This is a genomic window from Sedimenticola thiotaurini (assembly GCF_001007875.1).
Classification (GTDB): Bacteria; Pseudomonadota; Gammaproteobacteria; order Chromatiales; family Chromatiaceae; genus Sedimenticola; species Sedimenticola thiotaurini.
The window spans coordinates 667,209-679,758 of record NZ_CP011412.1; the positions used below are offsets into that span (position 1 = coordinate 667,209).

Below are 12,550 nucleotides of genomic sequence, written 5' to 3' on the forward strand. Positions count from 1 at the left end.
GAAAATCCTAGCAAGCCAGATTCTTTTCCATCTACCCGATAACCAGAGTTCATGTACGAGTTTGATTTAAAATTTTAACGTTGGCTGGTGTGCTCTTTCCTTACCCGAAAATTTGCGCAGAGTCATCTCATTCTCCCTGCGGTTTGTTCGCTAGTCAAGGAATAAATATAGACGGATATTCCAGGAACGACAACTATAAAATAATTGTCATATTTTCCTAAGAAACGCTTTTACAAACAGACTGATATGTTGCTTATTTAAATTCTTTATTAAATTAGCGGATCGCTTTCAGAACCTTCTGTATCGTCTGCGTAACAGGCCTCCATCATGTCGATAAATCGTTTGGCCTGAGGTGACAGGTACTTGCCGCGGCGCAGCACTATTCCGTAAGTGCGTTTGGGAAAATACTCATTCAGGGGGATCTTGATCAGTCGCTCTTCACCGGTCAGGCAGACATCGGTGACGATCGAGATACCCATGCCAAGTTCCACATATTTTTTTATCACTTCCCAACCGCCGGCTTCCAGACCGGTTTTGAATTTCAGTTCATGCTGACGGAACACCAGATCAACCATCCGCCAGGTGGTCAGGCTGGGGGGAGGGAGTATCAGCCCGTAAGGGGCGATATCTTTCAGGGTAATGGTTTCGATCTCGGCCAGGGGGTGACCGATCGGAACAATCAATTCGGGAGAGTAGGTGACCAGCGGTTTATAGATAATGTCATCCGGTACTTCCAGCATGGAACCGACCGCGAAATCGGCCTCGTCGGCCCGCAGTCTGGAGAGTCCGTCCCGTCCGCCCGTCACGTTGTGGAGTTTGACCCGGATCTTGGGGTGCTGCTCCATGAACTGCTTAAGCGGTTCGGGTAGCACGTAAAGGATGGTTGATTCACCGGCGGCGATGTTCAGATCACCCGACTCCAGCAAGCCCTGCTGGGCAATAAAGGTCTCCTGAAGTTTGTCCATTCCCTCAACCAGGGGCTGGGCCAGTTTGAACAGGATCTTACCTTCCGGGGTCAGGCGTATTTTTGGGCCCCGGCGTTCGAAAAGAACGGTTTCCAACTCACGCTCCAGGGCCTGAATCTGCAATGAAACGGTCGGCTGACTGAGAAAAACCTTGTCGGCCGCCTCACTGATGCTGCCGGTTCTGGCAGCATGGCAAAAAGCGCGTAATTGCTTGAGTCTGTTCTGTTTATAGTAAATTGGCGCCGGTGATGCCATGGTGCTCTCTTGTTACTTTATTGCTGAAGTTAATAGTAAGCATTGAAATAATTGACCTGTCAAATACCACAAATTCCACTACACTTTGCTGCGCTTGCGAAAAAATACGCATTGTATCTTAGGTAAATGGATTTAACTAACTGATACTAAACGGAAAATAATAGTATAGATTGAAACTATTGCAATTATTTATGCGGCGATAAGCTGTAGTTTGTTTGAGGGCCGAACAATGATCGATATTACCAGCCTAGCCTTATCCGTTGGTTTTATGGCTCTACTCGGTTCACTGCTTGCTTCTATTCTGGTGCTGGCTAACAAACGTCTGTTTGTCTATGAAGACCCCCGTATTGATGACGTGGAGGACCTGTTGCCCCGGGCCAATTGCGGCGCCTGTGGCAGCCCGGGTTGTCGACCTTTTGCGGAAGGCTTGATTGAAGGCACCTACGAGCCGGCCCAGTGCACCGTCAATTCCAAAGAGATTAATGAACAGATCGCCAATTATCTGGGTGTTGATCTGGGTACGCAAGTTAAACGGGTCGCCCGACTCGCCTGTGCCGGCGGCACCCATGTGGCCTATATTCGGGCCAGTTACGATGGTATGAGCTCCTGCCGTGCTGCAGCCCTTGTGGCCGGTGGTGGCAAGGGCTGTGCCTGGGGCTGTCTCGGTATGGGGGACTGCGCCGATGTCTGTGACTTTGACGCAATCAGCATGAACAAATATGGCCTGCCGATGGTGAACGAATCACTCTGTACCGCCTGCGGCGATTGTGTCGATATCTGTCCCAAGGATCTGTTTGAACTCCACTCCGTCAATGAACAGCTTTTTGTCGCCTGCCGGAATCTGGAGAAGGGTGAAGAGGCAGAGAATGAGTGCGAAGTCATCTGTACCGCCTGTGAGCGGTGTGCGGTGGATTCTCCGGAAGGGTTGATTGAGATTAAAAACAACCTGGCCGTCATTGATTACAGCAAAAACGATCTGGCATCCCGGGTAGCGATTGAGCGCTGTCCCACGGGCGCTATTGTCTGGTTCGACAAGAAGGGCGGTTACCAAGTGGGTAAGGATGCCAAAAAGATTATCCGCAAAGAGATGCTGCCCATTGGGTAGTTAGAGTTTTATCGGTTGGGTTGCCAACAATGCTGGTGAATCCAGGAATGTAGAAGAGGAAGTATCCATGTTCGGAAAAAAAGAGCAAAAGCAGTTTAAGTATCCCGGAATCCGCATGGCAATGGATGGCAATACTGCCGTCATCATGTGCGAGCGGGAAGCATCTGACGCTGCCGGTGCCTACCCGATTACCCCTTCCACCCAGATGGGCGAGTACTGGGCGGAGGAGGTGGCCAAGGGTCATGTCAACGTTTCCGGCAAGCCGCTGGTATTCGTAGAGCCTGAATCCGAACACGCCGCCGCCGCAGTGACAGCCGGTATGGCAATGACCGGTATGCGTGCCACTAACTTCTCCTCAGCGCAGGGCGTCGCCTTCATGCACGAGTCGCTCTATGCCGCAGTTGGCAAGCGTCTGCCCTATGTGTTGAATATCGGCACCCGGGCCATTACCAAGGCTTCACTCAACGTGCACTGTAGTCACGATGACTACCACTGTATCGACGATACCGGCTTTTTCCAGATTTTTGGTGCCAATGCCCAGGAAGCCGCGGACCTGAACCTGATCGGCCGCAAGATTGCCGAACTGAGTCTGACGCCCGCGGCAGTGGCCCAGGACGGCTTCCTCACCACCCACCTGATTGAACCCCTGATGGTCCCGGAGCGGGAACTGATCGAGGAGTTCTGCGGGTCGCCGGATGACATCATTCCCTGTCCGACTCCGGCACAGAAAATGATCTATGGCGAGAAGCGTCGTCGTGTGCCGGAGATCTGGGATGTGGACAATCCTATGTTGTCCGGTGCCGTACAGAACCAGGATGCCTATATGCAGGCGGTGGCTGCCCAGCGTCCTTACTTCTTTGACCACATCTCCAGCCTGACTGACCAGGTGATGGATGAGTATTACGAACTGACCGGCCGGCGCTACAACCGGGTCAGTGAATACCGGATGGACGATGCGGACTACGTGATCGTGGGGCAGGGCTCCATGATCATCCAGGCCCAGGCGGTGGCCGACTATCTGCGTGAAACCCGCAAACTCAAAGTGGGCGTGCTGAACGTCACCATGTACCGTCCGTTCCCCGGTGACCTGATCGGCAAAGTGTTGAAAAAGCGCAAAGGCGTAGTGGTCCTGGAGCGTACCGACCAGCCGCTGGCGGAAGATCTGCCGCTGATCCGCGAGATCCGTTCATCGCTCACCAAGTGTATTGAGAACGGGGCTACCAGCGGTGATGCACCCTATCCGAAATACGCCTCTTACAAGGCGGGTGAGGCACCGGCTCTCTACTCCGGTTCCTACGGACTGGGATCTCGGGACCTGCAGCCGGAAGGGCTGATCGGTGCCGTCGAGAATATGCTGCCGAATGGCAAAAAACGTCGTTTCTTCTATCTGGGTGTGGATTTCGTGCGGGAAGCGGCCGATCCAAAAGCGGAGATCCGCCAGCAGGAGCTGCTGGAGGCCTATCCCCATATCAGTGAAATGGCGATCCGGGGCAGTGAAAACCCCGACTTGCTGCCCAAGGAAGCGATCACCATGCGCATGCATTCGGTCGGTGGCTGGGGCGCCATCACGACCGGCAAGAACCTGGCCATGACCCTGTATGATCTGCTGGGCTACGACATCCGGGCCAATCCCAAGTACGGTTCCGAAAAGAAGGGCCAGCCCACCACCTACTATCTGTCTGCTGCGCCGGTACCCATCCGACTGAACTGTGAATATCACTATGTGGATGTGGTGCTGTCACCCGATCCCAACGTGTTCCAGCACTCCAATCCGCTGTACGGATTGAAAGAGGGCGGTTACTTCATTATCCAGAGCAACCTGGAGACCGAAGAAGAGGTGTGGGCGCAGATCCCGGTGATGTACCAGAAGTACATTGTGGATCACAACATCCATGTCTACTTTGTCGATGGATTCAAGATCGCCAAGGAGGAGGCTTCCAATCCGGAACTGCAGTTCCGTATGCAGGGTAACGCCTTCCAGGGTGCTTTCTTTGCCGCATCACCCCTGTTGCAGCGGGCCAACCTGACCGAGCAGGGACTGTTCGATGCTATCGAGACCCAGCTGCGGGAGAAATTCGGCGGCAAGGGCGAGCGCGTGGTAGCTGACAACCTGCGGGTGGTACGGCGTGGATTCGATGAGATCCGTGAGATCACCAACAAACCGGTGGGTCTGACCGAGCAGGATATCCGCAAACCGGCCAAGATTCCGGTTATGCTGCAGCAGCTGCCCGAGGGCGACGGTCATCTTTCCGATGTCCATCGCTTCTGGGAACAGACCGGTTCGTTCTACCTGAACGGCAAGGGCTCGGAGAATCTGGCCGATCCCTACATGGCCACCAGCCTGATCCCGGCGGCCACCGGTGTGTATCGCGACATGACCCAGATCCGCTTCGACTACCCGAAGTTCATTACCGAGAACTGTACTGCCTGTGGTGATTGTTACACCGCCTGTCCGGATAGCGCGATACCGGGCCTGGTCAACACCATCGGTGAGATTTTTAATACCGCCATCGAGCGTATCGAGAAGAGAGGTACGCCGACCCTCTACCTGCGGCGTGAAACCCGCAATGTGGAGAAGAAACTGCGTGCCCTGATTGATGCTCAGGGAGAGGCAGCAGTGGTCTCCAAGCTGCTGGATCAGGCGGTACTCGAAGTGCTGGCCGAGTCCGAGCTGGATGAGCAGAAAAAGGCCGGCCTGGAGCGGGAGTTCGGCCTGTTCCTGGAATCCATCGGTGGTTTCGAATTCTCGGTCACCAAACCCTATTACAGCAACCGGGAGAAGAAGAACAAAGGCTCTGGCGGCCTGTTCTCCATCACCGTCAACCCCTACACCTGTAAAGGCTGTATGGAGTGCGTAGACGTCTGTGACGATGGAGCGCTGGTGGTTGAACTGCAGACCGAGGCCGCAGTCGAGAAACTGCGGAACGACTGGAAGTTCTGGATGGATCTGCCCACCACCAATCCTGACTTTATCCGTATCGACGATCTGAATGAAAAGATCGGCGCACTGGAGACCCTGCTGCTGGACAAGACCAACTACCAGTCCATGGTTTCCGGCGACGGTGCCTGCCTCGGTTGTGGTGAGAAGACCGCCATCCACCTGTTCACCAGTACGGCGACTGCCCTGATGCAACCCCGGGTAAAGGCGCACCTGGCCGAGCTGGATGACCTGATCAATCGCCTGGAGACCCATGTTCGTCTGAAATTGGCAGCCGGCATGGATCTCACCAATACGGCGGCGATCAACGAAGTGGTTGAGGAGAACCGGGATACGGACCTGACCCTGACCAATCTCTCTGCCACCCTGGCCGATGGCCAGGCGTCGGAGCCGGTCGATCCCAAGTGGCTGAAGTGGGTCACCCAGCTGCTGGAGAAACTGCGTCATCTGAAATGGCTCTATACTGATGGCAATACCAATCAGGGACGCGCCACCATGGGTATTATCAACGCCACCGGTTGTACCTCGGTGTGGGGATCGACTTTCCCGTTCAACCCCTATCCGTTCCCCTGGACCAGTCACCTGTTCCAGGACAGCCCGTCCGTAGCTATGGGTATCTTCGAGGGCCACATGGCCAAGATGGCCGAGGGCTTCAAGGCGATCCGCCAGGCCAAGCTGGAACTGGAAGACAAGTATGATCCCGAGGTGCACGATAACTTCTTCACCTACTTCGACTGGAAGTCCTTCAGTGATGAAGAGTGGCTGCTCTGCCCGCCGGTGGTCTCCATCGGTGGTGACGGCGCCATGTACGATATCGGTTTCCAGAACCTCTCCCGTGCGCTGGCTTCCGGCACGCCGATCAAGGTGTTGATCCTGGATACCCAGGTCTATTCCAACACCGGTGGCCAGTCCTGTACCTCCGGTTTTATCGGCCAGGTGGCGGATATGGCACCCTACGGTAAGTCGTGGAAGGGCAAGACCGAGATCCGTAAGGAGATGGGCGTGATCGGCATGGCGCACCGCACCAGTTTTGTGTTGCAGAGCTCCCAGGCCAACATCACCCATCTGCTGGAGGGTTTCATTGATGGACTGAACAGCCGTCGTCCGGCCATGTTCAACATCTATACCACCTGCCAGCCGGAGCACGGTGTGGCGGACGACGCGTCGGAGGCCCAGGCCAAGCTGGCACTGGAATCCCGCGCCTATCCGCTGTTCCGCTATGACCCGGATGCCGGTGTGACCTTTGCTGAATGCTCCAGTGTGGAAGGCAACCCGGCGCTGGATGCGGACTGGCCCACTTACCAGCTCACCTATCAGGATGAGCACGGCAAGGAGTCCAAGCTGGAGCTGCCGATCACGTTTGCCGACTTCGCCTTCAGTGAGGGACGTTTCCGCAAGCATTTCCGCTCCGTGCCCCAGGATGCCTGGAACGATGACATGGTGCCGCTGCACGAGTTCCTGGAGATGGATGAGGATGACCGGGATGGTCGCTACCCCTACATCTGGGCGGTGAACAACAAGCAGCGCCTGATACGGGTGCTGGTCTCCCAGGAGATCGTGCTCTCCTGTGAAGAGCGGCGCGATTTCTGGCATCAGCTGCGTGCCCTGGCCGGTGTGGGTGAAGCGGTGGACGAGATTGAAATCGCCAACCGCGCCAAGGCGGAGATGGCGCAGAAGCTCAGCGCCAGTCTGCTGGCCCTGGCCAACAATGGCGATGTCTCGGCTCTGACCGATATGCCGGCTTCAAATGGTAACGGCAATGGTACAGCTGCTGCGGCAGCCGGGGGGAATGGTGCTGCACCGGCGGATTACGAGCCGGTCTGGATCGAAACTCCGGAGTGTACCGCCTGTGATGAGTGCACCGATATAGCGCCCAACGTGTTCAAGTACAACGATCAGAAGCTGGCGATTGTTGTCGATCCCAAGGGCGCTCCTTACAAGGACATCGTCAAGGCGGCAGAGAAGTGTACAGCGGGTTGTCTGCATCCTGGCACCCCCTGGAATCCCAACGAGAAAGATCTCGATAAACTGGTCAAACGTGCGGCAAAGTACCAGTAATACAACCATCAGAGGAGAGAGTGAACATGGCAACTGTAACCTTACAAGGAAACCCGGTTTCCACCAGCGGAGAGCTGCCGGCAGTTGGTAGCAAGGCCCCGGAGTTTTCCCTGGCCAACAAGGAGTTGGCGGATGTGGGGCTGGCGGATTTTGCCGGCAAAAAACGGCTGTTGAATATCGTGCCGAGCCTGGATACGCCAACCTGCGCCGTTTCCACCAAGAAGTTCAACGAGTCATTCGCCAGCCGCGATGACGCGGTGGCGATGGTGATTTCGGCCGATCTGCCGTTCGCCCAGGGCCGTTTCTGTGAGACGGAGGGTCTGAAAAACGTGGTCACGCTGTCGATGATGCATGACCAGCAGTTTGCCACCGACTACGGTGTGCTGATTACCGATGGCCCACTGCGGGGTCTCACCTGTCGCGCCGTGGTGGTGATCGACGAAAACGGTACGGTCACCTATACCCAACTGGTGCCGGAGATCGGTGATGAGCCGGATTACGAGGCAGCTCTGGCCGCGTTGAAATAAGTTTGTAGTAGTTAGCAGACAACAGGGCCCGGTCGCCCGGCCGTAGAGCCGGGTGACCGGTCAGGTTGTCGAGAGTAGTGGAGAGAGAATGGGTCTACTCAATCTATTCAGGCGTACCCCGACCTTCAGACATGGGGTACACCCCATGGAGCACAAGGAGCAGACGGCACACCTGGCGATCAGGCGCCTGCCATTTGCTCCCACGATCTATGTGCCGCTTGCCCAGCATATTGGCGCACCAGCGCTAGCGTTGGTGAAACCGGGGCAGGAGGTAGTACGTGGTGAACCAATCGCCGAGGCGGGCGGATTTGTCTCCGTGCCCATGCACGCCCCGGTGACCGGTATCGTGCGCTCGGTGGACCATCTGGTGCCGACGGCGGCGGGTCCCAAGACACCGGCGATCGTGATCGACACCTACGAGGCATCGACCCAGGAAGTGTTGTATGGCCGGGAGCAGGATCTGTCCACTCTGTCCCGGGAGGCGTTGATCGAGGCGGTCAAGGCCAGCGGTATGGTGGGCCTGGGCGGAGCGGCCTTTCCCAGTCATGTGAAACTGCTGCCGCCGGAAGGGAAGGTGATCGATACCCTGATTATCAACGGCTGCGAGTGTGAACCCTACCTGACCTGCGACCACCGGGTGATGCTGGAGCAGACCGATCGGCTGATCGCCGGTATCCGCACCATCATGCGGGCCACCGGGGCGAAACGGGCCATCATCGGGGTGGAAGACAACAAACTGGATGCGGTGCAGGCGATCCGGGAGAAACTGCCGGAAGATGGTGTGATCAGCTGCGAGGCGGTGGAAACCAAGTACCCGCAGGGCGCGGAGAAGATGCTGATCAGCAGTCTGCTGAAGCGGGAAGTGCCCTCCGGCGGACTGCCGGTGGATATCGGTGTGGCGGTTTATAACGTCGGCACACTGGCACAGTTGGGGGAATTGATTCCCCACAGTCAGGGCTTGATTGAGCGGGTGGTCACTGTATCGGGTCCCGGGGTTGGTAAACCGGGGAATTACCTGGTGCCGATCGGCACGCCCCTGAGTTTCCTGATGGATCAGGTGAAGTCCAGTTCGGATGCCAACGAAGTGATCGTCGGCGGGCCGATGATGGGGATGACCGTTGCTTCCCTTAGTGTCCCCATCACCAAGGGTGTCTCCGGGGTGGTGGTGTTCGAACAGGCCGCCGAGGATCAGCGGGAGCGACCGGTACACCCCTGTATCAAGTGTGGTGCCTGCCTGGATGCCTGTCCGATCAATCTCAATCCGTCCATGCTGGGCCAGCTGGCCAGCGTGCGTCACTATGAGACGATGGAATCCGAGTATCACCTCAACGACTGTTTTGAGTGCGGTTGTTGCAGCTATGTCTGTCCATCCAATATTCCGCTTACCCAGTATTTCCGTATCGCCAAGTCGGTGAATCGGGAGGCTCGGGCGGCGGCAGCCTGAAGCAAGGGAAGTTGGTCAACCCGGCCAGTGAGTAGTAAACGGGATCGGACGCCCCTGCAGAGTAGAGTATGAGTAGAAAACAGAAAAAAGTTGTCGAGATCCGAACTTCCCCCCATCTGAAGAAGGCCATCTCTGTCGAACAGATCATGCGTAACGTGGTGTATGCGTTGCTGCCGGTCTGTGGTTGGTCGGTGTATCAGTTTGGACTCAGTGCGCTGGTGCTGATTCTGGTGACGATCCTCTCCTGTGTACTGACCGAATCTCTGTTTTGCCGCCTCTCCGGCCGACCCAACAGCGTCGGTGATTTCAGTGTCATCATCACCGGCATGCTGCTGGCCCTGACGCTGCCGCCCGGCTTTCCCCTCTGGATGGCGGCGGTGGCCGGTTTCATGGCCATAGGCCTGGGTAAGGCGCTGTTTGGCGGGCTGGGCTACAACGTCATGAACCCGGCCCTGGTCGGACGAGCCTTTGTGCAGGCCGCGTTTCCGGTGGCTATCACCACCTGGACACCCGGTTTTACGGAGGGTCGTTTCCTGGAATTCATCCCCTCCAGCCTGGCGCTGCCGTTCATGTCGCCGGTGGATACCGCTGACTGGGTTAAATCCCATGCCGTGGATGGCTTTACCGGTGCCACGCCCCTGGCGCTGCAGAAGTTCGAACACGTTACCACCAGTACCATGGATCTGCTGACCGGCAGCGTGTCCGGTTCCGCCGGGGAGGCTTCGGCACTGCTGATTTTTGTCTGCGGGCTCTACCTGGCCTTCCGCAAGATGATGGATTGGCGGATACCGGCCGCTGTATTCCTGGGGGCCGCATTGATCTCCGGGCCATTACACCTCATGAATCCGGAGATCTATCCCTCCCCGCTGTTTGTGATCCTCTCCGGTGGTCTGATGCTGGGTGCCATGTTTATGGCGACCGATATGGTAATTTCGCCCATGACCCCTCGCGGAGTCTGGCTCTACGGTATTGTGATCGGAGTGCTGACGGTGATTATCCGGCAGTTTGGCGGACTCACCGAAGGGGTGATGTACGCCATCCTGGTGGCCAATGCGCTGTCGCCCTTGATCGCCTCGGTGACCCAGCCGCGTATCTATGGCGCAACCAAAAAGGGGGCTGAATCATGAGCAGCGCGGAACAGAGCCAGGTTCAGCCCCAGACCCCCAGCTTCGCCATGTTGCGGACCCTGGGCGGTATCGCCATGTTGTCCGGTCTGCTGGTGGTGCTGGTGTATCAGTTCACCCAGCCGATTATTGAGAATAACAAGCGTATCGCCATCGAACAGGCGGTATCCCGGGTGGTACCGGGGGTGGTGAACAAAAAGGATTTTATCCTCGGCCCCGATGGGCTGTTTGCCCCGGATACCCCGGGTGCGGTGGGTGAGACGATTTATGCAGCCTACAACGCCGAGGGCAAACTGCAGGGTGTGGCGCTGGAAGCTGCCGCCACCGGTTATCAGGATGTGATACGTATCCTTTACGGTTATAACCAGGACTGCCAGTGCGTCACCGGGATTAAGGTGCTGAAGATGGCGGAGACGCCGGGGCTGGGTGACAAGATCGCCTTTGATCCGGAGTTTCTGAAAAACTTCGAGGCGCTGGATGCCCGATTGAACAGTCAGAAAAATGCCCTGGAGAATGCCATCGTGACAGTCAAGCATGGCGCCAAACGGGAGCAGTGGGAGATCGATGCCATTTCCGGTGCCACCATCTCCTCCAAGGCGATCGGACGCATGATCAATGACAGCGGACAACGCATGTTCCCATTGATCATCAAGCATCTGGACGAATTAAGAGCCGGTCAGGCGAATTGAGGTAGAAGCGATGTCGTTACCCAATAAACAGGAGAAGGTGACGCTGGACACCTTCATGCGGGGTATCTGGGAAGAGAACCCGGTATTTGTCATGCTGCTGGGACTCTGCCCGGTACTGGCGGTAACCAACTCCACCATGAACGCCATTGCCATGGGATTGGCAACTCTGTTCGTGCTGGTGGCGTCCAGCACCCTGGTATCCCTGTTGCGCAAGGTGATTCCGAAACAGGTGCGAATCGCCACCTACATTGTCATTATTGCAACCTTTGTCACCATCGTGGACTACGTGATCCAGGCGATCAGCCTGGATCTCTACAATGCGCTGGGCGCCTTTATCCAGCTGATTGTTGCCAACTGCGTGATCCTGGGCCGGGCCGAGGCCTATGCCTCCAAGCAGAAAGTGGGGGCCTCGATTGTCAACGCCCTGGGCATGGGGACCGGTTTTACAATTGCACTGCTCTGCCTCGGTACCGTGCGCGAACTGCTGGGGGCCGGCACTATCCTGGGTGTACAGATTTTCAGCAGCAACTTTGAACCCTGGGTAGTGATGATCCTGCCCCCGGGCGGCTTCTTTGTGCTGGGTGGCTGGCTGTTGTTGTTTGACTATCTGAAACACCGCAAGGAACAGAAACTGCTGAATACCGAGGGGGCCGTTGCCAATGGATCCTAATTCACTCACTTTTATCTTTCTCAACGCGGCCCTGATCAACAACTTCGTGCTGGCGCTGTTTCTCGGGCTCTGTCCATTTCTCGGCGTATCGGCCAAGAAAGAGACCGCCTGGAACATGGGTCTGGCCACCATGTTTGTGATGCTGGTCAGCTCCATCTCTGCCTACGGCATCAACTGGGTGCTGGTGAAGTTCGATATCGAGTTCCTGCGCCTGATCTGCTACATCGCGGTTATCGCATCGGCTGTGCAGCTAGTGGAGATGACGGTCAAAAAGTTCAGCCCCGAACTGTTCCGTGCCCTGGGTATTTTTCTGCCGCTGATCACCACCAACTGCGCCATTCTGGGACTGGCCCTGTTCCAGACCTTCCGGGATTACGACTTCTTCCAATCCCTGGCGTTCAGCACCGGCGCCGGAGTCGGCTTTACCATCGCCCTGATGCTGATGGCCGGTTTGCGTGAGAAACTGGAGCTGGCCAAGTTGCCGACCGCCAGCCAGGGGGCGGCCATGGGCCTGATGCTGGCGGGCCTGCTGTCCCTGGCGTTTATGGGATTCGCCGGGCTGGGAGGTTCCCATGCTTAAGGTGTTGTTGGCCAGTGGCGTCATCATGGGGGTGCTGGTAGGCTGGGTCATGGTGCAGAACCTGGCCCGGGAATTTGCCCGTCGGCATCCGGAGTTCGGTCCCTACCAGGAGAAACGGGGCTGCGGGGGGAACTGCTCCTGCAGCGGCGGCTCCAGTTGCCGCAACAAGTAGCAGAGTGCCGGGCCTGCCAGGCC

The 12,550-nt window shown here is 56.8% G+C and carries 10 protein-coding genes; 9 read left to right on the top strand and 1 reads right to left on the bottom strand.

The window, feature by feature from the left end:
* Positions 1-269: 269 nt before the first annotated feature.
* Positions 270-1,220 carry a LysR family transcriptional regulator gene (locus AAY24_RS02915; RefSeq protein WP_046858408.1) on the bottom strand — a complete coding sequence of 317 codons (951 nt, stop codon included), beginning with the start codon at positions 1,218-1,220 and terminating at the stop codon, positions 270-272.
* Between the two features lie 268 nt (positions 1,221-1,488).
* On the opposite strand from AAY24_RS02915, the gene AAY24_RS02920 reads away from it, so the two are divergent.
* The 9 genes from AAY24_RS02920 to AAY24_RS02960 all read left to right on the top strand — a co-directional run bounded on the left by AAY24_RS02920 (position 1,489) and on the right by AAY24_RS02960 (position 12,527).
* Positions 1,489-2,325, top strand: coding sequence for an RnfABCDGE type electron transport complex subunit B (locus tag AAY24_RS02920; protein WP_082117230.1), 837 nt, complete (start codon positions 1,489-1,491; stop codon positions 2,323-2,325).
* 67 nt (positions 2,326-2,392) lie between these two features.
* Positions 2,393-7,321: a 2-oxoacid:acceptor oxidoreductase family protein gene (locus AAY24_RS02925; protein ID WP_046858410.1), complete on the top strand. Its 4,929-nt coding sequence runs from the start codon at positions 2,393-2,395 to the stop codon at positions 7,319-7,321.
* 26 nt (positions 7,322-7,347) lie between these two features.
* Positions 7,348-7,848, top strand: a complete 501-nt coding sequence (gene tpx / locus AAY24_RS02930; protein ID WP_046858411.1) for a thiol peroxidase — start codon at positions 7,348-7,350, stop codon at positions 7,846-7,848.
* An 88-nt stretch (positions 7,849-7,936) separates the two neighbouring features.
* Positions 7,937-9,292, top strand: coding sequence for an electron transport complex subunit RsxC (gene rsxC, locus AAY24_RS02935; RefSeq protein WP_046858412.1), 1,356 nt, complete (start codon positions 7,937-7,939; stop codon positions 9,290-9,292).
* Between the two features lie 68 nt (positions 9,293-9,360).
* Complete coding sequence (locus AAY24_RS02940) at positions 9,361-10,419, top strand: RnfABCDGE type electron transport complex subunit D (RefSeq protein WP_046858413.1); 1,059 nt, start codon at positions 9,361-9,363, stop codon at positions 10,417-10,419.
* On the top strand, positions 10,416-11,105 hold the full coding sequence (locus tag AAY24_RS02945; RefSeq protein ID WP_046858414.1) for an RnfABCDGE type electron transport complex subunit G: 690 nt from the start codon (positions 10,416-10,418) through the stop codon (positions 11,103-11,105). Before AAY24_RS02940 ends, AAY24_RS02945 begins: the two co-directional genes overlap by 4 nt.
* Before the next feature lie 10 nt (positions 11,106-11,115).
* Positions 11,116-11,775: an electron transport complex subunit RsxE gene (gene rsxE / locus AAY24_RS02950; protein WP_046858415.1), complete on the top strand. Its 660-nt coding sequence runs from the start codon at positions 11,116-11,118 to the stop codon at positions 11,773-11,775.
* On the top strand, positions 11,765-12,355 hold the full coding sequence (locus AAY24_RS02955; protein ID WP_046858416.1) for an electron transport complex protein RnfA: 591 nt from the start codon (positions 11,765-11,767) through the stop codon (positions 12,353-12,355). The genes rsxE and AAY24_RS02955 overlap by 11 nt, the downstream gene beginning before the upstream one ends.
* On the top strand, positions 12,348-12,527 hold the full coding sequence (locus tag AAY24_RS02960; protein WP_046858417.1) for a hypothetical protein: 180 nt from the start codon (positions 12,348-12,350) through the stop codon (positions 12,525-12,527). The genes AAY24_RS02955 and AAY24_RS02960 overlap by 8 nt, the downstream gene beginning before the upstream one ends.
* Positions 12,528-12,550 lie beyond the last annotated feature (23 nt).